Source organism: Peribacillus sp. NPDC101480 (assembly GCF_050277335.1).
Taxonomy (GTDB): domain Bacteria; phylum Bacillota; class Bacilli; order Bacillales; family DSM-1321; genus Peribacillus.
Genome location: NZ_JBNNSB010000006.1, coordinates 248,966 through 272,874 on the forward strand (window position 1 = coordinate 248,966; position 23,909 = coordinate 272,874).

The 23,909-nt window shown below is 39.9% G+C and carries 26 protein-coding genes; 20 read left to right on the forward strand and 6 right to left on the reverse strand.

Going from position 1 to position 23,909, the window contains the following annotated elements; genetic code table 11:
- Nucleotides 1-27 precede the first annotated feature (27 nt).
- Entirely contained in the window at nt 28-1,377 is a 1,350-nt protein-coding gene (locus ACQKMF_RS20410; protein ID WP_402944354.1) for an FAD-binding oxidoreductase, read from the forward strand.
- Nucleotides 1,378-1,458: 81 nt separating this feature from the next.
- Here ACQKMF_RS20410 and ACQKMF_RS20415 read toward each other — a convergent pair whose 3' ends face one another.
- Nucleotides 1,459-1,671, reverse strand: a complete 213-nt coding sequence (locus ACQKMF_RS20415) for a hypothetical protein (RefSeq protein WP_101224840.1) — start codon at nt 1,669-1,671, stop codon at nt 1,459-1,461.
- A 462-nt stretch (nt 1,672-2,133) separates the two neighbouring features.
- On the opposite strand from ACQKMF_RS20415, the gene ACQKMF_RS20420 reads away from it, so the two are divergent.
- From ACQKMF_RS20420 to ACQKMF_RS20470, 11 genes are all read left to right on the forward strand, one after another.
- Nucleotides 2,134-3,045 carry a LysR family transcriptional regulator gene (locus ACQKMF_RS20420; RefSeq protein ID WP_427574672.1) on the forward strand — a complete coding sequence of 304 codons (912 nt, stop codon included), beginning with the start codon at nt 2,134-2,136 and terminating at the stop codon, nt 3,043-3,045.
- A 133-nt stretch (nt 3,046-3,178) separates the two neighbouring features.
- The gene (locus ACQKMF_RS20425; protein WP_402944347.1) at nt 3,179-4,201 is read left to right on the forward strand and encodes an LLM class flavin-dependent oxidoreductase; all 1,023 of its coding nucleotides are present in this window, start codon (nt 3,179-3,181) and stop codon (nt 4,199-4,201) included.
- A 74-nt stretch (nt 4,202-4,275) separates the two neighbouring features.
- The gene (locus ACQKMF_RS20430) at nt 4,276-5,610 is read left to right on the forward strand and encodes an LLM class flavin-dependent oxidoreductase (RefSeq protein WP_427574674.1); all 1,335 of its coding nucleotides are present in this window, start codon (nt 4,276-4,278) and stop codon (nt 5,608-5,610) included.
- A 38-nt stretch (nt 5,611-5,648) separates the two neighbouring features.
- On the forward strand, nt 5,649-5,909 hold the full coding sequence (locus ACQKMF_RS20435; RefSeq protein WP_402944341.1) for a glutaredoxin family protein: 261 nt from the start codon (nt 5,649-5,651) through the stop codon (nt 5,907-5,909).
- Nucleotides 5,910-6,045: 136 nt separating this feature from the next.
- Nucleotides 6,046-6,579 carry a GNAT family N-acetyltransferase gene (locus tag ACQKMF_RS20440; RefSeq protein WP_402944338.1) on the forward strand — a complete coding sequence of 178 codons (534 nt, stop codon included), beginning with the start codon at nt 6,046-6,048 and terminating at the stop codon, nt 6,577-6,579.
- Nucleotides 6,580-6,599: 20 nt separating this feature from the next.
- The gene (locus ACQKMF_RS20445; protein WP_427574677.1) at nt 6,600-7,424 is read left to right on the forward strand and encodes an amino acid ABC transporter substrate-binding protein; all 825 of its coding nucleotides are present in this window, start codon (nt 6,600-6,602) and stop codon (nt 7,422-7,424) included.
- Nucleotides 7,425-7,456: 32 nt separating this feature from the next.
- On the forward strand, nt 7,457-8,164 hold the full coding sequence (locus ACQKMF_RS20450; protein ID WP_427574679.1) for an amino acid ABC transporter permease: 708 nt from the start codon (nt 7,457-7,459) through the stop codon (nt 8,162-8,164).
- Between the two features lie 20 nt (nt 8,165-8,184).
- Nucleotides 8,185-8,895 (forward strand): amino acid ABC transporter permease, encoded by a 711-nt coding sequence (locus tag ACQKMF_RS20455; RefSeq protein ID WP_402944329.1) that lies wholly within the window; start codon nt 8,185-8,187, stop codon nt 8,893-8,895.
- Nucleotides 8,892-9,662, forward strand: a complete 771-nt coding sequence (locus ACQKMF_RS20460; RefSeq protein WP_402944326.1) for an amino acid ABC transporter ATP-binding protein — start codon at nt 8,892-8,894, stop codon at nt 9,660-9,662. Before ACQKMF_RS20455 ends, ACQKMF_RS20460 begins: the two co-directional genes overlap by 4 nt.
- A gap of 22 nt (nt 9,663-9,684) precedes the next feature.
- Nucleotides 9,685-10,194, forward strand: coding sequence for a GNAT family N-acetyltransferase (locus ACQKMF_RS20465; protein ID WP_402944323.1), 510 nt, complete (start codon nt 9,685-9,687; stop codon nt 10,192-10,194).
- A gap of 14 nt (nt 10,195-10,208) precedes the next feature.
- Complete coding sequence (locus ACQKMF_RS20470; protein ID WP_427574682.1) at nt 10,209-11,351, forward strand: amidohydrolase; 1,143 nt, start codon at nt 10,209-10,211, stop codon at nt 11,349-11,351.
- A 750-nt stretch (nt 11,352-12,101) separates the two neighbouring features.
- On the opposite strand, the gene bioA is transcribed toward ACQKMF_RS20470, so the two are convergent.
- Genes bioA through ACQKMF_RS20485 form a run of 3 tightly spaced genes read right to left on the reverse strand, consistent with a single transcriptional unit; the run spans nt 12,102 to nt 14,751 of the window.
- Nucleotides 12,102-13,484 carry an adenosylmethionine--8-amino-7-oxononanoate transaminase gene (bioA, locus tag ACQKMF_RS20475; RefSeq protein WP_427574684.1) on the reverse strand — a complete coding sequence of 461 codons (1,383 nt, stop codon included), beginning with the start codon at nt 13,482-13,484 and terminating at the stop codon, nt 12,102-12,104.
- Nucleotides 13,481-14,188 (reverse strand): dethiobiotin synthase, encoded by a 708-nt coding sequence (gene bioD / locus ACQKMF_RS20480; RefSeq protein WP_101224838.1) that lies wholly within the window; start codon nt 14,186-14,188, stop codon nt 13,481-13,483. Before bioD ends, bioA begins: the two co-directional genes overlap by 4 nt.
- Nucleotides 14,167-14,751, reverse strand: coding sequence for a biotin transporter BioY (locus tag ACQKMF_RS20485; RefSeq protein WP_101224837.1), 585 nt, complete (start codon nt 14,749-14,751; stop codon nt 14,167-14,169). The genes bioD and ACQKMF_RS20485 overlap by 22 nt, the downstream gene beginning before the upstream one ends.
- Before the next feature lie 500 nt (nt 14,752-15,251).
- Here ACQKMF_RS20485 and bioB point away from each other — a divergent pair, with 500 nt between their 5' ends.
- The 5 genes from bioB (at nt 15,252) to modA (ending at nt 20,266) form a co-directional block, all read left to right on the forward strand.
- Complete coding sequence (gene bioB / locus ACQKMF_RS20490; protein ID WP_402944778.1) at nt 15,252-16,235, forward strand: biotin synthase BioB; 984 nt, start codon at nt 15,252-15,254, stop codon at nt 16,233-16,235.
- A gap of 548 nt (nt 16,236-16,783) precedes the next feature.
- Nucleotides 16,784-17,482 carry a polysaccharide deacetylase family protein gene (locus ACQKMF_RS20495; protein WP_427574752.1) on the forward strand — a complete coding sequence of 233 codons (699 nt, stop codon included), beginning with the start codon at nt 16,784-16,786 and terminating at the stop codon, nt 17,480-17,482.
- 17 nt (nt 17,483-17,499) lie between these two features.
- The gene (locus ACQKMF_RS20500) at nt 17,500-18,099 is read left to right on the forward strand and encodes a DedA family protein (RefSeq protein WP_101224834.1); all 600 of its coding nucleotides are present in this window, start codon (nt 17,500-17,502) and stop codon (nt 18,097-18,099) included.
- Nucleotides 18,100-18,201: 102 nt separating this feature from the next.
- Complete coding sequence (locus tag ACQKMF_RS20505; protein ID WP_260356556.1) at nt 18,202-19,371, forward strand: MGDG synthase family glycosyltransferase; 1,170 nt, start codon at nt 18,202-18,204, stop codon at nt 19,369-19,371.
- A gap of 94 nt (nt 19,372-19,465) precedes the next feature.
- Nucleotides 19,466-20,266, forward strand: a complete 801-nt coding sequence (gene modA, locus ACQKMF_RS20510) for a molybdate ABC transporter substrate-binding protein (RefSeq protein ID WP_101224832.1) — start codon at nt 19,466-19,468, stop codon at nt 20,264-20,266.
- A gap of 425 nt (nt 20,267-20,691) precedes the next feature.
- On the opposite strand, the gene ACQKMF_RS20515 is transcribed toward modA, so the two are convergent.
- Nucleotides 20,692-21,189 (reverse strand): VanZ family protein, encoded by a 498-nt coding sequence (locus ACQKMF_RS20515; RefSeq protein WP_101224831.1) that lies wholly within the window; start codon nt 21,187-21,189, stop codon nt 20,692-20,694.
- A gap of 109 nt (nt 21,190-21,298) precedes the next feature.
- Between ACQKMF_RS20515 and ACQKMF_RS20520 the strand changes: the two genes are divergently transcribed.
- Genes ACQKMF_RS20520 through ACQKMF_RS20530 form a run of 3 tightly spaced genes read left to right on the forward strand, consistent with a single transcriptional unit; the run spans nt 21,299 to nt 22,711 of the window.
- On the forward strand, nt 21,299-21,670 hold the full coding sequence (locus tag ACQKMF_RS20520) for a hypothetical protein (protein WP_427574687.1): 372 nt from the start codon (nt 21,299-21,301) through the stop codon (nt 21,668-21,670).
- Entirely contained in the window at nt 21,667-22,167 is a 501-nt protein-coding gene (locus tag ACQKMF_RS20525) for a hypothetical protein (RefSeq protein ID WP_427574689.1), read from the forward strand. The genes ACQKMF_RS20520 and ACQKMF_RS20525 overlap by 4 nt, the downstream gene beginning before the upstream one ends.
- A gap of 40 nt (nt 22,168-22,207) precedes the next feature.
- Nucleotides 22,208-22,711, forward strand: a complete 504-nt coding sequence (locus ACQKMF_RS20530; protein WP_402944296.1) for a GrpB family protein — start codon at nt 22,208-22,210, stop codon at nt 22,709-22,711.
- Between the two features lie 113 nt (nt 22,712-22,824).
- Here the strand turns inward: ACQKMF_RS20530 and ACQKMF_RS20535 are convergent, their stop codons facing one another.
- Nucleotides 22,825-23,832, reverse strand: coding sequence for a LacI family DNA-binding transcriptional regulator (locus ACQKMF_RS20535; RefSeq protein WP_101224829.1), 1,008 nt, complete (start codon nt 23,830-23,832; stop codon nt 22,825-22,827).
- Between the last annotated feature and the right edge of the window lie 77 nt (nt 23,833-23,909).

Genomic DNA, 23,909 nt, shown 5'->3' on the forward strand with positions numbered 1-23,909 from the left:
ATCTTTACCCGAGGGAGGGGGTATATTTTGGAAAGAACAAAGCTTACCGGGCGGGTCGTTACACCTAATGATGCTGAGTATGAGCAGGCCAGGATAAATAATAACTTAAGTTTTTCTAAATTTCCAAAGGTCATTGTGTTTTGTCAGAATTCCAATGATGTATTGAATTCATTGAAGTGGGCCCGGGAAAATCATACACCTTTCCGGGTTAGGAGCGGCAGGCATAGTTATGAAAATTTTTCATTAGTGAATGGCGGTCTAATCATTGATATAAGTGAAATGTACAATATCAAGGTCAACCGTGAAAAAATGATTGCAAAAATCGAAGCCGGAGCTGATTTAGGTCAAGTATATAATACGCTATGGAAGTATGGCACGACGCTTCCGGCTGGAACCGAAAGCGGTGTTGGTCTTGTAGGCCTTACGCTCGGCGGTGGAATAGGCATGTTATCGAGACGCTTTGGACTTACTTGTGACAATTTGCTTGAAATAGAAATGGTAAGGGCGTGCGGAAAGAGGGGCGCCAAACTTATTAAAGCAAATAGGAAAATTAATAGTGATTTATTTTGGGCATGCTGCGGGGGTGGAGGGGGAAACTTTGGCATAGTCACTTCTCTTACCTTTCGGGTACACCCCGTATCAAGGGTATCGATTTTCTCCGTCACATGGGGATGGGAAGATTTTGAAGCGGTGTTTGAAGCCTGGCAGGATTGGGCCCCTCAAGTTGAAGAGTGTTTAACTTCAGAAATCGAATTCAAGTCAAAGGAAGTAAACCAAATTATCGCTCAAGGTGAATTTGTTGGGCCATCATATAGGTTGCAGCAGCTTCTAAAGCCTTTGACGAGAGCGGGTTTTCCAACAAATACCATGATAAAGGAAGTCCCGTACATTGATGCTGTGCAATTCTTTAATGATCCAAGTGGAAATCGACCGGCCCATCGCAAGCGGTCGGGGTCCTTCATTGAAAAACCTTTTCAACGGCAAGCAATCTTGACGATGAAGCATTTTCTGGAAAACGCTCCAAATGAAAATGCAGCCATTTGGCACCAATCCCTAGGAGGGGCAGTTGGCCGTGTGTCCCCAAATGAAACGGCTTTTTATTATCGGGATGCCATCATCGCCCAGGAGTATCTGGCTACATGGACGAATCCAGAAGAAGAGCGGCAAAACATCCAGTGGATCAAAGAACTTAAATGCGCATTGTCACCATATACTACAGGTGACTACGTGAATTGGCCGGATATCCTCATCGAAGATTGGCCAACTGCGTACTATGGAGAAAATTTCAAGCGGCTTCGGGAAGTTAAAACGAGATATGATCCATGCAATACGTTTAAATTCCCTCAAAGTATACCGCCTTTTAAGAAGTGGGTCTGAAAAAGCTTGGATGAACCAAAAACATTCGTTATTAAAAGGCCTATTCCTCAATTGGGATAGGCCTCTTTTATTTTCATTTTATCATTCTGCTTGCTGAGCTTGAACTGCACTGTAAACCTGATTTACGGAAGACTGGGCTTGTGCGATTTCTTGAGCTGCTTGTTTAATGGCTTCTTGTGCCAAAGTTGGATCAGAGGAAGATTTTTCAATTGCTTGTGAAAGTAAGGTTTGTGTTAGGGTAACGTTTGCCTTTGCTTGGTTTAATTGATTGATATCAATTTGTTGTTGAGGCATGTAGCTTCTCTCCTTATGTCATTATTGGAATTACTCCATTAGGATGACCTTTCTTTTCTTTTTTATAAGGAGAAAAAATATATGACGCAGACAGGATGGGCAGCTTGGGGAAATTTTGAAACAAGCAAAAAAGCCATTTAAATAAACGATGCCAAATTTATGGACAATACAAATTCATGAAAAAGGTACACCCTTAGGATTGAAAACGGGCAGAAAGAGAATGAATTTATTAGTTTTATTTAATATACGTTCCTAATATCATGTTGTATGAGATCGCAATAAAGATATCGTGACTTGTTGGTTGTTAGTTAATTAAATTACACTTTACTTATTGGTTTTATAAGATTAAAATCGGAGAAAGAATTATTATAAGATATGAGCTGATTGGACAACCAAAAGCTCCTGAACGCGATAAGCGAACAGGAGCTTTTTGCGTTCATTTTGGTAAAAGGAGTTGGCAAGATGAATATTGATCATATTGAGGCATTTATGTATGTTGTTCACCTTAATAGTTTTCATAAAGCCGCAGAGGCAATGTTTTTATCACAACCGACGGTTTCGGCAAGAATTAAGACGCTTGAGAGTGAACTCGATTCAGTACTATTTGAGAGGCAAGGGAGAGGGATAATTTTAACCGAAAAAGGGAAAGCCTTCATTCCATTTGCGGATCAAATTATTCGGACCTTTCACCAGGGGAAAAAGCAGTTAAAAACAGGAAGCGAACTGGAGGAAATAACGATAGGGGCTAATATCATTACATCGCAATACTTTATTCCATATGCTCTTCCTCTATGGAAAAAGGAAAACCCCAATTTACGCTTTAAATTTATTTCAGCAACAAATGATGTATTAGTGGAAAAATTGCTTCAGAAACAGGTTGATATAGCATTTATGAAGGATGTTACACATAGTGGTTTGCAAAATTACAAGACCCTTGATAATTCGATTCGTTTAGTCGTGTATCCAGGACATCCATTTCAACTTCAAACTGAGCTAACAGTACAGGAATTAGCAATGGAGCCGTTGGTATTTTTTGAGTGTGGTGCATTTGACTGGAACCACGTTCATAAAATTTTTGAAGTATCTAATGTAGAGCCGCGCATTGAGTTTCAGGTTGATCACCTGGAAGTGGCGAAGTCGCTAATTCTTAGCAGAAGCTGTATCGGATTTTTACCGTACTTATGTATTAAAAAAGAGTTGGAACAGGGCACTCTGGTTGAAGTGGATGTGTCACATTTAATCAAGATAAAGCAGCATATCTATCTAACGCATTTAAATCACGGGTTGGAATCACCCTTACTATGGAAAGACATTCTTTTATCAATTCGGAAATTTGAGAAAAACCATCAGCAATTACAGATACAATCGAATTGATAGATATTTTCTATCAATACAATATTTTTTTCTATTAGTAAAACTATTGCCATTAGCATGTTTTAGGTGATAGGATATGTCAAAATATAATTATTCGCATAAGTAAACTTTGAATTAAAACGGAGGAGAGAATATGAGTTATAAGCTTGGCATTTTAGACCAGAGCCCGATATTTCCAGGAGCTTCAGCATTTGATGCACTACAGCAAACCATTAATCTGGCTAGACATGCAGAAGAGTGGGGTTATACTCGTTTCTGGGTATCGGAACATCATCATGCCGAACAGTTAGCGGGGTCCTCCCCGGAAGTATTGATTTCTTATTTATTAGCCCAAACAAAATCGATTCGGGTAGGGTCCGGAGGTGTTATGCTTCAGCATTATAGTCCATATAAAGTGGCGGAAAACTTTCACGTGTTATCAAATCTTTCGCCAGGCAGGGTAGACCTTGGCATCGGAAAGGCACCAGGTGGTCTCCCCTTATCAACGAAGGCACTACAGTTTGGAACTGTGAATGATGGAAAAGATTTCGAAGAGCGGCTATCTTTCTTGCAAGAAATAATCGAAAATTCAGTTAATGAAACTCACCCGCTTGCAGGCATTCAAGCGACACCACTCCCTTCAAAAAAGCCAAAGATGTTTCTGCTTGGTGCAAGTGCTGACAGTGCCAGGCTAGCAGCCGATATTGGTATAGCTTATGTATTTGCCCGATTTATCAATAGTAATGAGACTGTACTCGAAGATGCTTCACGCATTTACCAAAGTAACTTTCCAACTGGGAGCTTTAAGGTATCGGTTTCAGTGATTGCTGCTCCTTCACAACAAGAAGCAGAACAGTTAACAGGTGATCAGAAGATTGTGAAAGTACATCTTAAAAGCGGTCGTTCTGTTACGGTCCAAACACTGGTGCAAGCAGAGTTATTTGGGAAACAATCTGGGGAGTCTTACGAAATTGAAGAACAGGATTCCAATATTATTGCCGGAACTCCCTCATATGTAAAAGAGGTATTAACAAATTTACATGAAAAATATGGGGTAGATGAGTTCATCCTACATTCGCCGATTTTAAAGGAAGCAGAAAGGTTAAGATCTTTCCGATTGTTGAGTCCACTTCAATTAGCCTTATCTGAACAGAAACACGTTACGAGCCAAAATTAAAAAGTCTTCAATAAATAGGCAAGATGCTAGATATCAGCAAAGCTAAATACCGATTAATTAAAGGAGGAGTATCTATGTCTGAGCAGAGAAAGTTGAAATTTGGAGCGCTTATTCACGGAGTTGGAGGGAGTATATCTGGTTGGAGACATCCTGATATTCAGGCAGATGCCAGTGTTAGTCTTGAATTTTATAAGGAGCAGGCCCAGAAGGCTGAAGAGGGAATGTTCGATTTACTTTTCATTGCTGACGGATTGTTTATCAATGAGAAGTCAATTCCGCATTTTTTAAATCGTTTTGAACCACTTACCATTTTATCCGCACTCGCTGCTTTCACATCAAGAATAGGGCTAGTCGGAACAGTTTCCACCTCATACAGTGAGCCATTTACTGTCGCCCGGCAATTTGCTTCACTTGATCACATTAGTCAAGGTCGTGGCGGATGGAACCTTGTTACTACTCCTCTTGAGAGTACGGCCTTGAACTATAACAAAACGATTGAAGAACACCCTGATCATGCCAAACGCTATCGGATAGCATCAGAATATATACAAGTTACCAAAGGACTTTGGGATTCATGGGAGGATGACGCGTTTACTCGGGATAAAAAATCCGGTGAGTTTTTTGATCCTTCTAAAATGCATCAATTAAAACATAAAGGAGAATTTTTCTCGGTGCAAGGACCACTCAACATTGCTAGATCTAAACAGGGGAGACCTGTCGTTTTTCAAGCAGGTTCATCAGAAGCTGGAAAAAATCTTGCGGCTAAAGAAGCGGATGCAATCTTTACAGGTCAACCAACTTTGGAAGATGCCAAGATATTTTATCATGATGTAAAAAACAGGGCTATTGCATTCGGGAGACACCCTGATGAAATTGTTATTTTGCCGGGTATCGCGCCAATCATTGGTGCAACTGTGGAAGAGGCAGAGCACAAATATCAAGAACTTGCTAACCTGGTTTCTATAGATAAGGCGCTTGACTATTTGGGACGATACTTCGATCATCATGATTTTTCCCAATATGAACTGGATGCACCTTTCCCTGATCTTGGAGACATCGGAAAAAACAGTTTCCGAAGTACAACTGATCGAATTAAACAGGAAGCCAAGGAGAAACAGTTAACGCTCCGTCAGGTAGCACTTAAAGAGACTACCCCCCGGACTACTTTTATTGGAACTCCAGAGAAAGTGGCGGATTTGATTCAGCAATGGTTCGAAGAGAAGGGCGCGGACGGATTTATCTTTGCTTCAAGTGTTCCAAATGCTTTAAGTGACTTTGTATCTTATGTGATTCCTATCCTGCAAAAAAGGGGAATATATCGTACTGAATATGAAGCAGAAACATTAAGAGGCAACTTGGGGCTTCCATTCCCGGAAAATCGTTATGCGAAGGAAAGCATTAATCAATAATTGAAGAATTATTTTAAAAATTGAAGGAGGAATAAGAAATGGGAGAAGCGTTATCTGTCGTCGTTTGGTCAAAACAAGGATGTCACTATTGCGAAGAGGTTAAACAATACTTAAAAGAAAAGGAGATCTCTTATCAAACGGTGGATGTTACCAATCATGATGAACGGCGAGATATTTTAGAAATCAAATATGGTGTTCGGTATGTGCCTATTATTGAAATTGGGAGAGGCAACGTATATGAGAGTGTTACGGAAATTGGCATACCTTATCTTGAAAAAGTACTCGAACGCTTACAATAACAAAATTTAACGGACTTAAAAAGATGACTAAGAACATTATGAAATAGAGCTAGAGCGAGTGATTTAATGGGAAATTGCAGATATTAATCCGACTATTCTTGTGTAAATAATATGTTATAGAAATGGGGAGTTAGTCATGACACAGCTAATCCGTCTTGCTACTGTAAAGGATGCTCCAGAAGTGCTAAACGTCACACTTCGGGCTTATGAACCAATTAGAGAATTGAATATTAACTTTCTGGCTGCGACAGCTGATTTGCAGCTAGTGACGAATAATATTAGGCGGAATCTCACTTATGTTTTAGAACAGGAGGGTCAAATTGTTTCCACTGTGACAGTTCGTCATCCATGGAATGATCCTGATCATTTCAGTCCGTACCCATTCATTTGGTGGTTTGCAGTCGACCCCCTATACAAACAAAAAGGTTTTGGCTCAACTTTGTTAACCTGGGTGGAAGAAAATGCACTTCGGGAACAGGTGAAAGCGCCGGCCGTCTATTTGGCGACAGCTGATCGTCATCCTTGGCTTGTTTCCATTTATGAAAGAAGAGGCTATGAGATTTTTGCTGAACGAGATCACGATGGAGAAAAAATTGTGTATCTTCGTAAAATTCTAGATGAAACGCTGTATCGCATTATTGAAAAAAAAGAACCAATTGTTAGTAATTAAAAACGTCGGGGGAATTTGAGATGAAAAAAACATTATTAATTGTTATGGCACTGCTACTTACTTTTTTGGGAGCTTGCTCTTCGAAAGAAACAACGAGTACTGCTAAATCAAGTTCTGGAAGTTCAAAAAATAAAAAAGTTCAGAAAATCATTGTCGGAACAGGGACGCAATTCCCGAATATTTGCTTTTTGGATAGTAATGGTAAGCTGACAGGTTATGATGTCGAGTTGGTTCGGCAAATCGATGAAAAGCTGCCTGAATATGAATTTGAATTTAAAACGATGGAATTTTCTAATCTATTATTAAGTTTAGAAACGAACAAAATAGATTTTGTAGCTCACCAAATGGAGGTGAATGATGAACGAAAAGAAAAATTTCTATTTAATAAAGAACCATATAATGTCTTTCCCCTTCAAGTTACAGTTCATCAGGACAACAATGATATTCACTCCATTAAAGATCTAAAAGGAAAAAAAGCGATAGTGAGTGCAACGAGCAATTCTGCTGTATTTCTTGAAAAGTATAATAAAGAAAATAATGCCGGTATTGAAATTGTCTATTCTGGCCAAGGCGTAGATGATACGAAGAATCAAATCAAAACTGGTCGGGCGGATGCTACCATTACTACACCATTTGCAGTCGACTTCTTAAATAAACAAGCAGATGCACAGCAAAAGGTTGTGGGTGAGCCACTTCTTAATTCAAAAGTATACTTTTTGCTAAGAAAAGACGAAACGCCTTTACAGAAGAGAATTGATGAAGCACTTGTGGAGCTGAAAAAAGATGGGGTAGTTAGCGAACTAAGTAAAAAGTGGCTGGGTGCAGACTATTCAGTAGGATTTTAATTAGATAGTAGTAAGCGTGGAGGTGCTAAAGCATGGGGAAAGCATTTGATCCTTCATTAATCGTCGATTTCATTCCGACGTTAATATATTATCTTGGAGTAACATTGCAAATTCTGGCGGCATCCGTTTTATTAGGAATGGTCATCGGGATAGCGGCAGCCATCCTGAGATTATTTCGTATCCCTGTTTTGAATCAATTTATCATTTTGTATATTTCATTCATTCGGGGAACGCCTATTTTAATACAATTGTTTCTAGTTTTTTATGGACTGCCTGCAATCCTTTTATTCATTAATATTGATATTTCAAGAATGGATGCTCTGTATTTTGTCATTATTACTTATGCATTAAGTAATGGGGCGCATTTCGCAGAAATATTCCGTGGAGCGATTAAGGCTGTCGATTATGGGCAAACGGAAGCAGCCTATTCTGTTGGTATGAATAATAGTCAAAGTTTTTTTCGAATTGTGCTTCCCCAGGCAATACGGATTGCTTTTCCGAATATCGCAAACTCTATTATCGGATCCTTGAAGGATACCTCACTTGCCTTTACCATCGGCGTAATGGATATGATGGGTAGGGGAGAGACATTAATTGCTGCAACTGCACATGCTCTCGAAGTCTATCTCTCATTAGCTGTTATCTATTATGCAGTCGTGCTATTGTTTGAGGAAATATTCAGACTTTATGAAAACCGCATTAATCGGCATCAAACTGTTGATGTGTCTGTTACTGGATAACAAAGGGAGGAGGGAAGGACTTGACGATTGATATTCTATTTATTGGGACTGCTTTTAAGGAGATTATTAAAGCACTTCCGATCACACTTATCTTAACGATGCTTCCTCTTCTTGCAGGTTTTATTATCGGTCTCGCTGTTGCCTTGATTAGGATATATAAAGTGAAATTTCTATGTAGAGTTGCAAATGGTTATGTTTCCTTCTTTAGAGGAACACCGATTATCATGCACATAATGCTCATTTATTTCGGTTTTCCATTATTAATCGATCAAATTTCTAAGAAATTTGATTTGGGTATACAATCTAATTCCATTCCGATTATTTTATTTGTCTTAACCGCCTTATCGTTGAGTGCGGGTGCTTATTTATCAGAAATATTCAGATCGGGAATTATCAGTGTCTCCAATGGCCAAATGGAGGCAGCCTATTCCGTGGGTATGAATTCGTTTCAAGCCATGACGCGAATTGTTTTGCCACAGGCCATTGCTCAGTCCATCCCGAATTTCACGAATATTTTCATTGGATTTCTGCATACGTCATCGGTTGCATTCATTGTATCGCAAAAAGAAATGACAGGAGCAGCCAATATTGTTGCATCCACCAATTTGAAATTTTTGGAGTCTTTTATCGCTGCTGGTTTAATTTATTGGGGTCTCACAATCATTGCAGAGGGGCTTTCGTTTTTAATTGAGAAAAAGGCCACTGCCTATAATCGAGGAGGAGTACAATGATTTATTTAAAAGATATAAAAAAATCATTTAACCAGCAGCCAGTTTTAAAAGGAATTAATTTGAAAATAGGCAAGGGAGAAGTAGTTACCATTCTTGGACCAAGTGGATCTGGGAAAACCACCCTGCTTAGATGCTTGAATTTTCTGGAGAAACCAGATGAGGGAATCGTTCAAGTAGGAGATATACAGGTGAAGTCTAAGAAGGCGACTAAAAGGGAAATCTTGTCCCTTAGAAGACAATCGGCGATGGTTTTTCAGCATTATAACTTATTTGCTCATAAAACTGTTTTGGAAAATGTAATGGAAGGGTTAATTGTTACAAAAAAATATAAGAAAGCTGATGCAATTCGGGAAAGCAAGCTGTTATTGGAAAAAGTAGGTTTGGGAGATAAGCATAACTATTTCCCTTCGCAATTATCAGGAGGTCAACAGCAACGTGTTGGAATTGCCAGGGCACTTGCTTTAAATCCGGAGGTCATTCTATTTGACGAGCCAACGTCGGCACTCGACCCTGAGTTGGTTGGGGAGGTGCTTTCTGTCATAAAAGCAATTGCACAGGAGGGCATCACGATGGTGATTGTAACCCATGAAATGAGTTTTGCTAAAGAGATATCGGATCGCATTCTTTTCATGGATGGCGGGGTCATTGTTGAAGAAGGGTCACCATTGGAGATTTTCAATGCTCCAAAGGAAGAACGAACACGACAATTTTTAAACCGGATATCAAGAGATTATTCCTTATCGTTATTAAAAGAAAAGGCCAATTAAAGAAAGGGGCCAAGGAGGACGTATGATTAATACAATCGTAGTCGATGAATTGATTGAAGAAGATAAAGAGACGGTGCGCCGTTTATTGGTAGAAAGTTATCAACAATATGAACATGAATATTCGAACCCGGAAGCTTGGGAGGGATATTTAAAAAATATTCAATCTTCCGTGGATAATCCACATGTTGATAAGGTGTTGGTTGCAAAGTGCAATCAGGATATCCTTGGTACATTACAGCTTTTTCAGTCATCTGAAAAAGCATATGAAAAGCCGGAACTTGGGATCCTTTCACCAATCATTCGGTTGTTGGCCGTTCATCCCGAATCAAGGGGACGCGGTATCGCACAGGAATTATTAAAAGCAAGTGTAATTTATGCAAAATCGCAAGGTGCGTCCAGTTTGTATTTACATTCTACTGATAAGATGCATAAAGCCATAAAACTATACGAATGGTTTGGCTTTAAACGGGATCGAACGAAAGAATTTCAAAATCATGATATTTTAGTAAAATGCTATCGCTTAGATTTATAGAAGGAGGCGTCTGTATGAGTCGAGAGCTGGAAAAGCGCTTAATATCGATAAGGCGCCATTTACATCAATATCCGGAGTTATCAAATGAAGAATTTGAAACGACAAAATCAATTCAAAATTGGCTCGAGGAAGAGGGCATTGAAATACGGAATACAGGATTGAAAACAGGTGTTTTTGCAGATATAAAGGGTGGCAAAACCGGACCGACAGTAGCCATAAGGGCGGATATCGATGCGCTTCCGGTTGAGGAACAAACTGGGCTTCCGTTTGCTTCGAAAGTAAAAGGAGTGATGCATGCGTGCGGCCATGATTTTCATACGGCAGCTGTAATAGGAGCTGCCTACCTTTTAAAAGAATGTCAATCAGAGTTGTACGGGACAGTGCGATTGCTTTTTCAACCCGCAGAAGAATTAGGTGGCGGTGCGGTTCATGTGATAAAAGATGGTCAAATTGACGATGTAGCGGCTGTAATTGGCCTGCACAATAAACCCAATTTGCCTGTCGGCACCATCGGGATAAAAGAAGGTCCGTTAATGGCGGCAGTGGACCGTTTTCATATTGTGCTAAAAGGGAAGGGGAGCCACGCGGCCATCCCTCAAAACGGAAAAGATCCAATAGCGGCAGCGGCTCAGCTTATTACCGCTCTTCAAACTATCGTCAGCCGGAGTGTATCCCCATTAGATTGTGCTGTGGTGAGTGTTACGAGAATAACAGGTGGAAACACTTGGAATGTAATTCCGGGTGACGTCATATTGGAAGGAACGATTCGAACCTTTAATGCTGAAATCCGCGAAGAAGTAAAAGAAAAGTTTTATTCGATTGTGAATCATATTGCAGCTGCTTTTTCACAGGAAGCTGCGATTGGTTGGTTTCCTGGTCCCCCCGCGCTTCTTAATCATCCAGCTGTCACAGAGATGGTACGCGTGTCTGCTCGGCAGCAATCATTACACGTAATCAATCCAGAGCCTTCAATGGGTGGTGAAGATTTCGCTTATTACCTTCAACATATCCCCGGTACCTTTGCCTTTTTTGGTACAAACGGAAACGAAGACTGGCATCATCCAGCTTTTACTGTTGATGAAAAATCCATTATTAAAGCCGCTCATTTTTTATCTGAAAGTGCCAAGGATTTATTACATAAACATGGTAAGTGGTGAACATACATGGCTAAGGTGCCAGACACGATCTAAACTGGTTCGTGCATAGCACCCTAGTTGTCGTATTTCCAAATTATCGGTTCAAATTCAAGGCATGAATCCTCGCTCACAAGCAATAATCCTCAGAGAGTTTCTAGGCACAAATTAATTATTCAGATATCGGATTCTGTGGTGTGCCTTATTTATTTAAAAAATGAAAAAGACAGCCTGGGTTGGCCACCTTCTTCGATGTGTGAGGGAGGAAAATTAAAAAGTCGAACGTAAAGGTAATAGTGGGTTTAAGCAAGTTGGATTCCCGGGAGGTAAATTACAAAGCGCAACATTAGCTATAGGACTGCAGCTTTTTTGAGGAGTAGTAAAATTCGAACGTTCCCTCCAGGCACTCGCTTTTCCGCGGGGTCCGCCCCCAGCGCTCTTGCGCCTGCGGGTCTTCCTTGGACGCGTTTTTCCCGCAGAAGTCTCGTGATGCTGCTGGAAATCCCTTTGAATAGGTGAAATCATCCAAAATCAATCGAAAAAAAGGGCATCACATCGAGGGTGCTGATTCCATGAGATGATCAATAGCTGCGCTTAAAAAGCTGTTTAAACATAAGGATATAAAACTTCCTCAGGTTCAACAGCTGCCTCTTCTTGATTGCCAAGATGTTTGATTTCTTGGGTATATGTCCAATATCTTTGATCTTTCTTCACGAAGTCCCTACAAAGTATAGAAGGAACCGGATGAGCTCTGCTCTTCCGGTTCTTTGTGTATCAGTTAGCTGCTGGAATCAATCCTTTATGAATGGAGACTTCCTTAATGGCACGGTAGACGGTTTGGACCATGAAATCGAGTTCCTTTTCTGACATGGAAAGGATCGGCATCATCGTGATGACTGGACCAAGTTCCCGAATGATCAGGCCATTTTCCCGTGCTGTATGGATGATTCCGGAAACGACATTCTCTTGGAGGGTGAACGTTTCTTTTGTTTGGCGGTCTTTAACGATTTCCACTCCAATCATGAAGCCGCGCTGGCGGATATCGCCGACTATCGGGAGTTCGTATAGCGTTTGCAGTCTTTGTGATAGATATTTAGATTTTTTCTGGATGTCTTTAATGAGATTACGGCTTTCCATTAGCTCGATATTCTTCAGGGCCAGTGCACAGGCTAGCTGATTTCCTGTATAGGTGTGGCCGTGATAGAAGGTTTTATGTTCTTCTCTTTCCCCCAAAAAGGAATGAAAGATCTGCTCGGTCATGATGGTTGCTGCGAGTGGCATATATCCCCCAGTGATCCCTTTACCCATACACATGATATCAGGGACGACATCCTCCTGTTCGCAGGCAAACATTGTACCGGTGCGACCGAATCCTACGGCCACCTCGTCACAAATTAAGAGGATATTGTACTTTTTGCATAATTGTTCGACCTCTTTCAAAAAGCCTTGGGGATGGGTTATGATGCCTGCTGCTCCCTGCACAAGAGGCTCGATGATCAATCCTGCAATTTCCTCTGATTGTTTCTCCAGTAACTGCTCCAGTTCCGTCAAGCAATGGTTTTTCACGGCTTCTTGATCTCCATACTCATTCATGTGATAGGCATATGGTGAAGGGGCGGAAATCCGTTGAAATAAGAGGGGCTTAAAGATTCTATGGTATAAATCCATTCCGCCCACACTCACAGCTCCGACAGTATCGCCATGGTATGCTTCGTCAAGTGAGACGAATTTGTTTTTATTCTGATGCTTGACGGGATCGATATTTTGCCAATATTGATATGCGACTTTAAGGGCGATTTCAACAGCGGCAGATCCCGTGTCAGAGTAGAAGACTTTCGATAAAGAACCAGGAGTGATCTCGGCCAGTTTTTTTGCCAGTAGAATCGATGGTACATTCGCAGATCCCAGCAGCGTGGAGTGCGCGACTTTATTCACTTGTTCAATTAGGGCGCCGTTTAATTCCGGCTCGTTATGCCCGTGCACGTTCACCCATAATGAAGCATAGCCGTCGAGGTAGCGTTTGCCATCCACATCAATCAGGTAGCTGCCTTCGCCGCGCTCAATGATCAGCGGTTTGCTTTCCCGATACGTTTTCATTTGTGTGAACGGATGCCATACATATTCCTTATCCCATTGTTCTAAATCCTGACTGTTCATGCTTTGAACACCTCTTTCAGTTGGTGGGTATAATCTTGATCACTAAGTAAATCAAGGATACAGATTCTCAAGTCTTTTCTAACATCGGCCAGTGTTGGGATGCAGGCGAGGCCATTCAGCCCAGTCAGCTTTTCAATGGTTTCGATATTGTCTTGATGAATCCGATCTTCCGGCCGGAAATGATTATACAAAATGGTTTTCACGTTTATATCATGGACTTGGGCATAAGAATGGGTGGTCACGACATCATGAATCGCCCCTAAACCGCTTGTGGATACGAAGAGGACAGGCATGCCGCAATCCTTTATGAAATCCGCCGTCATATAGAAACCTTCCGTTCGTTCAATAAGCGGCACAGCCAATCCGCCAGCGCCCTCTACTAATACGATGTCATACATTTCCTCAAGTTCGTGAACCCTTTCCACGACTTTCTTCTCATCGATAAGACTACCGGTTAATTTAATCGCCAAATGTGGGGAGGTTTCCGGTTTCAGTGTGTAAAACCCTGAATCCTTTACACCGAGTTCCTGCTCAAACCAAGATATATCCGGGTATGTATGATTTTCTTCATTGATTCCAGTTTGGAATGGCTTGAATATCGTGACGCTTTTTCCCAATGTTTGAAGAGACAGATAGAGTGCACTCGTGACGATGGTCTTTCCAATATCCGTGCCAGTTCCGGTTATAAAGTAGGCTTGGCCCATGGATGATTCAGCTCCTTTACGTTTATATATCTTGCAATGCGCGGACGTACTTGTTGAATGATGACAGCACATAGAATGCATAGCATAAGATCACCGGGTACAGGTAACAAGAAGCCGTAAAGAATCGTCTGGTTGATGGTAAGCGGCGTTTCAACAATCCACTTCATTGCACCATACAGCCAGATGCAGCCAAAAAGGTAAACTGTCAGCAAAGAGGCGGCATTAGCAAAGAATATGGAACGAATCGTGGAGAGGGAAAACCGGTTGATCAGCCATCCATTTACATAGGCTCCCAGTATATATCCGAGCAAATAGCCGAATGTAGGTTTGAAAATATAGCCGAATCCCCCGCCTTCAGCAAACACGGGCACTCCGATAAGTCCGATCAAGACGTAGCATAACTGACTGAGCATTCCAAGCCGGGGCCCCAATAATGCGCCTGCCAAATAGACTGCCAGAATTTGCAGTGTGAATGGTATGTAAGGTATAGGTATCTTAATAAAGGCGCCAATGGCAGTTAACGCGGTAAAAAGGGCCACATAGGAAATCGTCCTTGCTTTCAAGTTTTTAACCTCCTTTTTTGAAAGTGCTGGCAAAATGCCCACTATTAGTTTGCCTGATTTCTATTTTATATGTCAACTAATTTATTTTTTAGTTAACATATAAAAAGCCATCTTTATCGGGATTTAAAGGAGAGACTAGGAAAATATTGAAAAAAGACCATTGAATAATATTTTGTTAGTATGTTATTATTCTATCGATATGTTAACTTAAAATATTTAAGGTTAACAAATTTACCTAAATCGCCAGGCAGTATTGATACTGCTAAATGTTAAGTGCTGCCCATTGTGGTTGGATGGTGCACATGCGACTACTTGGTTTGAAGGGAAAGTGGATTGGAGATGGAGGCATTCGCGGTTGGAGCATCAGGTAGATATTGCAGGCAGTTGGTCTTTATTTACCAGACCGGGTTATGCTCCTTTTCTAGGAATTGCATAGTCAAGGAATCCATAAACCAGCGATTCGGCACACAATAAAGAAAAGAGGGATAGGTTTGGAAACAATGTTAAGGGACTGGAAGAGGTTAGCGGAGAACGTTATCAAAGGATATAAAGTGACGGAGGAAGAGGCATTATCCATCGTACAAGCCCCAGACGAAGAGGTTTTGGAAATTTTGAATGCGGCCTACCTCATACGCAAGCATCATTATGGGAAAAAAGTTAAATTGAATATGATCATCAATACGAAATCAGGATTATGTCCCGAAGATTGCGGCTACTGCTCGCAGTCGATCGTATCGGAAGCCCCAATCGATAAATATGCTTGGTTGACGAAAGAAAAGATTGTCGAGGGAGCGCAAGAATCAATTCGTCGCAAAGCGGGTACTTACTGCATCGTTGCGTCCGGCCGTCGTCCGACCAACAGGGAAATCGATCATGTCATTGAAGCAGTAAAGGAAATCCGCGAAACGACGGATCTTAAAATCTGCTGTTGTTTAGGTTTCCTGAATGAGGAACATGCTGGCAAACTTGCGGAAGCAGGCGTTCATCGCTACAACCACAATTTGAATACATCACAGGAAAACTACAGTAAAATTACATCGACACATACATATGAAGACCGGGTAGATACAGTCGAAGCTGTAAAAGAAGCCGGAATGTCCCCATGTTCTGGTGCCATTTTCGGTATGGGGGAATCTGAGTCGGAAGCGGTGGAAATCGCACTATCCCTACGCAGCCTTGATGCAGATTCCATTCCTTGTAATTTTCTCAATGCAATTGACGGAACGCCGCTTGAGGGAACTTCCGAGTTGACCCCTACTAAATGCCTGAAATTGATTTCGATGATGAGATTCGTTAATCCGAGTAAAGAAATCCGTCTGGCCGGCGGTCGTGAGGTCAATCTCCGTTCCATGCAGCCCATGGCACTTTATGCAGCCAATTCCATCTTCGTCGGCGATTATTTAACGACAGCTGGTCAAGAACCCACAGCAGATTGGGGAATCATCGAAGACCTGGGATTCGAAATTGAAGAATGTGCACTTTGATAAAGAGGATTATTGGAAAACAATATGGATATAAAAAAACACCCTTAGGGTGTTTTTTTCAGTTTGTCGGCAAAAGAAGACCCAATTGGGGTCGGAAAAAGTGCATGGAGGGTCGAATAAATTCGAGAACGGTCGAATAAAGAGTTAGGAAGGTCGAATAAATCCGAGAACGGTCGAATAAGGTGCGTGGACGGCCGCAAAATGAGCGTTGATGGATGAAAAAATCGTGAACGGCAAAAAATGCTCCGGATGATAACAACTCGAACGTTTTTAAATGAAAAAAATGCAGGCAAACTGCTCTAATTCTAATTTCTTTATAGGTGTTTTATTACTTTGCAGTAAGCAGGCTAGTGGTCAGTAAAATTTTACAAAAATAAAAAAATGATTGATAAGTGAAAATAATGAAAAAAAAATGCTAAATTGTAAGAAGAGGTTTTTTTAATGAATTACCTGAATACAATAAAATTTGCTGCATTGTGGTAAATGAATATGATATAGGGAAAGAATCACTATTGGTAATATCAATAATGAGAGGATAGTTTTGTGTGATGCATATATGGCTGATTAGTTTTATTATTTTATTATTGCTATTAATATTTTATACTATTATCCCAACGGTGCTTATTCGTGTATGCAGTCTGGGAATAACAAAAAATATCAATTTGAATAATGGGATTGCGCTAACTTTCGATGATGGCCCAAACCCAGAATATACAATAGAATTACTTGATCTTTTAAAAGAGTATAAGATAAAGGCCACATTTTTTGTTGTTGGCAGTAAGGTGAAAAGAAATCCTGAGATTATTAAAAGAATGCATGAAGAGGGACATACTATAGGGATCCACCATTATCATCATGTTTCAAGCTGGGTGCTATCACCAATCCATTTACGGAAACAGTTGGAAATGACTGAAAAGGCGATAAATGAAGTTACAAATGAAAAGGTTGTTTTTTATAGACCGCCATGGGGCCATTTTAATTTGTTCACACCACTTTTCAGTAAGAAATATAGAGTGGTGATGTGGTCCGGCATCTTCGGGGATTGGAAAGTCGAAAATTGCAGGAATACTTTGCTTGATCAACTGCGAAGCACTTCGACAGAAGGTTCCATCCTGTTGCTTCATGACTGTGGTGAAACATTGGGAGCGGATAAAGAAGCACCAGGCTATATGATTGAAATGTTAAAAATTTACCTACAGGAGAGTAAGGAAAAAGGAATTTACTTTATTACTTTAAAAGACTTATAAATAATTCTGGGGGTATTATGAATATAGATACGCTTTTACATTTTATTGATTCATATGGATACCTGATCATTTTTCTTTTTTTATTCTTCGGCATTGTGGGAGTGCCTGCTCCTGAAGAATCACTTCTATTTCTGATTGGGGTGTTGGTAGCACAAGGTAAGCTCTCACTAGGTTTGGCAATGCTGTGTGCAATTCTCGGCGCCTTTATCGGAATGCTTGCAGCTTATGCATGCGGAAAATATGTGGGGTATCCATTTATAAATAAATTTGGAAGATTCATTGGGATTACGACTGAACGCTGGGAGAAAGCAAAGAAAAACTATACGGATAATGCACAAAAAACCTTAGTATTTGGATTTTATATTCCGGGAATAAGACAAATTAGTCCATATTTCGCAGGAATCTCTTCTATACCTTTTCGGAAATACTTCCTATTTTCCCTATTTGGCACTATTCTATGGACCGTCCCTTTTATAGTGGCCGGTTATTATATCGGGGATGCTTTTAATGTTAATCCTAAATATGTTCCATATTTAGGGCTTGTATTTTTAGTTATTTTTGCACTTTATGTTTCTATCAAATACATTAAAAAGAGAAAACAAATGTCCAAAGGTTGAGTCGGCTCCTTATTATAAAATTGGAAATTTATTATAAGAAGAAGATATCATGAACTATATATTTTGTATTTTCAGAATGATTTCTTAGGAGATGACACATATATGAAGAAGAAAATTTTGTTTTTACCTCTCTTTCGAATGCAGTCGGGACATCATCAAGTTGCAGAGGCATTAATGGATATGTTAAAAAAGCATTCAAATGGGATTACTTATAAGAAAATCGATCTAATCAGCTATACCAATACCTCTCTAGAAAAAATCATTGTAAATAGTTATCTTACATGGATCCGTTATGCGCCCGAAACCTATAATCTTGCCTATAAGAATCTGTTTTATGTGCACACGCCAAAGGAACGGATATTTAAGTGGTATCAGCAACTATTCATGAATAAATTGGAACAATTAATAGCAGAAGAAAAGCCTGATTTAATTGTGTGTACACACGGTTTTCCTTCCTACCTTTTAAGTCAGCTAAAGATGAAAGGGAAGTGCAGCACACCGGTTATAAATGTGTACACGGACTACTTTATTAATAATGTGTGGGGAAGCGAAGGGATAGATGCCCATTTTCTTCCTAGTCAAGAAGTAAAAGAAAAGCTGATGAGTAAGCGTCAAATACCAAAACAAACGATGATGGTCACTGGCATTCCCGTGCACGAGGAAATCACTAAAAATGCCCGTGTCCAAAGAAATACAGCACGGCCAAAAATTTTGATATCCGGAGGAAATAGCGGCCTTGGAGGGATTTTGAACTTAGGTGATGAGTTAAAGAACTCAACCGACTTTGATTATTTAGTCCTATGCGGAAATAACAGCAAGCTTTATGAAGAAATCGAAACATGGAACTTACCACATATCAAACCATTGCCTTATATCTCATCAAGGTCTGAAATGAATAAGCTTTATGAAGAAGTTGACGCAATCGTTACGAAACCGGGCGGTGTCACGATTAGCGAAGCATTGCGAAAAAGGCTTCCCATTTTTGTTCATTCGAGGCTTCCCGGGCAGGAGGAAATTAATCTGCAATATTTAAAACAACAAGGACTTGTATTTAAACTTAATCAGAAAAAGCCTTTTGAAAAACAATTGCTGAGTATATTGAAGGATCAGAAAAAAATGAAAAAGTGGAACACATCCATAGAAGCTTATCATAAGGAAATAGAGTTGGAGAAACCTGAGGGAATAGTGGAGGTCATGAAATTGATCCTTAGTCTTAATCAAAATGGTACACCTTCCTATCTAGCCCGACAGCCCAAACTTCTTTATAGCTGAGATGCATGGTGTTCGGAATCTAAATGAAAGAATAATACGGAAGGCTGCTGAATTAGCAGCCAACCTAAAATGAAAGGTCGGAAGAAGAGTGACTTTGAAAAAAACATACCTTATGATTTTTTCGATTATGCTGCTTGCGGCAGCGATCGCAGGTTGTTCAAATGATCAAGCGGAAAAAACGGAAATGAAGGCGCAAGCCGGAGGTAAAGTGGAATTGACGGTTTCCGCAGCTGTAAGTTTGCAAGATGCCTTAAATGATATAAAGATGTCTTTTGAAAAAGAGAATGCAAATGTAGAAGTTCATTATAACTTTGGAGCCTCTGGAGCTCTTCAGCAGCAGATATCCCAAGGCGCGCCTGTTGACCTGTTTTTCTCAGCTGCAGAAGATAAATTTGATAAATTAGTAGAGGAAGATCTTATTGAAGAGAAAAACGGAATCGATTTAGTCGGCAATGATCTGGTGCTGGTGGTGCCAAAGGATTCCAAAAAGGAAATCGGATCGCTGGAAGACCTTACAAAGGCAGAAAAAATTTCGATTGGCACTCCAGAGTCTGTACCGGCAGGGCAATATGCGAAACAAACTTTGGAAAACATGAACCTCTTTAAAGAGGTTGAAGATCGATTGGTATATGCAAAGGATGTCCGGCAAGTGCTTACATATGTGGAAACGGGAAACGTGGACGCAGGCCTCGTCTATAAAACGGATGCGCTCAACTCATCGAAAATTGAAATCATTGCAGCAGCCCAGGCAGATTTACACGATCCGATCATATATCCCGTCGGAATGATCAATGACTTGGATCATGATAAGGAAGCCAAGCTATTCTATGATTATCTCCAAACGGAAGACTCCATGAAAATCTTTGAAAAATACGGATTTAAAAATTTGAAATAACCACCAATCTGATGGCCTGGGGTTGTAGACAAAATGGGGTTCTACCTAAATTTTAAAACAAGACTAGATTATACTTAATGTTTTTTTACTGTAATCCTTATTGGATTGGAGAAATTTGCGACACTCCTGCCGAATTACTGGCTAGCCGAGACACCGCAGCCGCTCGCGGCGAGGAGGCTTGGCAGCAGCGGATTTCTGAAATCAACTGAAACATCTCTTGCTGTTCTTTGAATTTGTCTACAGGCTGTAACCACCAATCTGGTGGTCTTTTTTTTATGCATCTACAGTAATATTAGGTATATTTTCCTTTATATTGAAACCTTGTCTTGCTTTAAACGTAAGAATAAGGACATGATATTTCAACCTACGCGTCAATAATTCGGCAGCGGCGTGAAAGTAACTTGTGACAAAAGAAGGACAGCAAATTACTGTCCTTGGGCCTGGCTGTGAATGGTTCCATTCTTTTTGAAAACTGTGTAAAACAGCTTAATCGGCAGGTATCCTATAGTCCCGCCAAGAGTATTTAGGATCATATCATCGGTATCAAAACTTCCTAATTCAAATAAAAGCTGAAGAACCTCATAGGTGAAGCTAAAACAGAATGTTGCAATCAAGATCGATCTGAGTTGGGAAAATCTTTTTGATATTAATGGAAGCATCAAGCCAAATGGTACAAAACCGATGATATTCCCCGCTATGTTCTCAATCCGGATGGATGTATTTACATCCGCTAAGAACAGGTAATGGAAAATGGTTTTAAAAGGGATGAAGTTATGGGACCCCCAATATCGGCCATTGAAGGTAAAAATAATATGACCATTCATTTCGGTTATCGAGAGGGTTTTAAATAAAATGAGCTTTGTAAGGATTAATAGATAAAGAACCATAAATAACGATAATACAATTTTCACAAAAATTTTCATGATACAACTCCAATATTAAAGTAGGAAATATTTATCATTTTATCATAAATGGTATATGATGAGTTTAATGTAATATTTTACAAGTTTTTTAGGGCAAGGAGGGGTAAAAGTGGAGGAAGCAATAATTGATTTTCTCATTGCAGTCATGTTAATTATTGGTTTCACATACGGCCTCATTAGGCAATTTAGACATTGTGTCAGTATTAGGAACGGAAATAAGTCGGAGTATGTTCATTACAAGAGGGTATTGATTGGAAACTACCTGATTTGCCTATCCTGTTCGGGTTTTCTTTTTTCTTATATTTTGAATTCATTACTCTCATCTCATATTATACCGGCTTCATTTATTACAAGTGATAATACTAGTTTTTGCTGTTTTGGTTTTCTTGCCATTCTATTAATCGCTAAATTTGGAATTATTCCAAAGGAAAATGAACAAGTTGGATTACAAGAATACATAGTTGAGAAAGAGGGAATATGAAGAAAATTTCGCTTACTTTATTAATCGTATGTATATCGATCACCTTTCTATTGAATTTTGCCATGCCTGAATTTGCTGGCAAAATGAAAGACAATATAAGTTCCATGAATATCCTGTATTCATACAGAGTCACAAAATCATTTTCGGAACAAACCCAAGAAACGATCGAAATGGCATCCGTGCCTTCAGGGAAAGCCGAGACAAGGAGCGCCGATTTCCGAAGTGATGTTAAGCTTGAGGGAACTCAGCTGAATATTAGAAGTGTAGTGAAAGAGAGCTTGAACAAGCCGGAAGCGTATAAAACTAAAGAGAAATTAACCGGCCCCGAAAAAGGGTTTTCTTACCGGAAATATTATCTTACCAAAAATTATGATAAAGGAAGATATACAGTCATCCGAACGAATAAAATAACCGGGAAAGAAAAGGTGTATGTCGGAACTTACTATGAGCCGAGTACGCAAGATCCGATCGTCAAATGGTCACGTGATGAGAAATAATGGCTGATAATATCTTTTACCTGAAAAGTTGAGTGATTATATGGAGAAAACAGTAAAAATCGAGGATTATAACCCTGATTGGGTTAATGAATTTCAACAGGAAAAAGCGAGGATAATGGGGGTTTTAAAGAACTCTTGCCTTTGTGTTGAGCATATTGGAAGTACATCTGTCATAGGGTTGGGGGCAAAACCGATTTTGGACATCATGGTTGGCGTCCGGCATTTAGATGTAGCAGACACATTCATTGAGCCCTTGAAATCGATTGGATATGAATTTGTCCCGCATCAGGAATTTCCCGAAAGGCGTTTTTTTAGAAAAGGCCAATGGAGAGCGGGGACACATCATTTGCATATCTATAGATTCGGAAGTGAACAGTGGAAGAATCAACTTTCGTTTAGGGACTATCTAAGAAATCATCCTGACGTAAGGAAACAATATCAGGAATTAAAATTATCCTTAGCTCAAAAGCATCCTGGGGATATAGTGGGGTACACGAAAGAAAAAGCTCCATTTATCCAAAATGTCATAGAGTCAGCAAGATGATAGTTCTTCTTACAATGTTTCTTAACTGAAAGAAAATGAAACACCAAAGGTTAGCTTTTCTTAGGACAAGAGGTAACGGCAGTCAATTTAAACTGCCGTTTTTTTATGGGCGATTAGCATGAACTCCGAACAATTAGTTCAGGGGCAAACCGGTAAGTAATGTACGGAGTCTGATCCGAATTGGTTATCCGGTTCAATAATAACTCTGCTGTTTTAATTCCCATTTGCTGTATGGGTTGTCCGATAGTTGTGATGGATGGTTCATAAAACTCCGTATAAGCGACATCATCAATGCTGACAATGGCCACTTCCCCAGGAATCGAGATTTTTTGCTTTTTCAAATAGCTAAGGATTTCACGTAACACTAAATCATTTCCTGCCACAATGGCTGTTGGAGGTTTTTCTGCATCGAATATCTGGGCCAATTTTTCTTGAATTCGATTTCTTGGTAAAGAATGAATATCATCCTCCCTGACTTCCAATTTATGAGATGCCATCGCTTTTTTGAATCCTTCGATTCTTTCCAATCTTGGTGTGATCGGGATATCAATCGGTAAGGTTAAAAAAGCAATATTTTCGTGTCCTTTTTCAGCCAGCATGGAAACAGCTAAAAAGATTGCAGCATGATTGTCCAAAAGAACGGAATCGGATGTAACTCCATCTACTAATCGATCAACGAAAACCATTGGAATTGAATGATCGATCAAGTAATTATAGACTTTAAAATCATTTCCTACCGGAAAAATGATGATTCCATCTACTTGCGTGGAAACCAGCAAATCAAGGTATTCTTTTTCTTTCTCTGGATCATCGGCTGAGTCACATATGAATACCTTCATGCCATGCTGCTGAAGCTGTTCTTCTACGGTACGAATGATTTCGGTGGATAAAGTATGTAAAATATTAGCTACGAGTATGCCTATCACTTTTGTTTTTTTCACTTTTAAATTCCTGGCATTATCATTGGGGCGAAAATCAAGTTCTTGGATGACTTGCTCGATTCTGTTTTTTGTTTCAGCACTCATATAACGAAAACGTTGGTTAATATATTGAGAAACCGTACTTTTGGAAACACCGGCCTTCTCAGCAACATCTGATATGGTAGTTTTCTTTTTTTTCATGATGTTCTCCTAAAGGATATTATTTCTTGAAATAGAACGGGTTACCTTCATCATAACAAAGGAGCATTACGATTCCA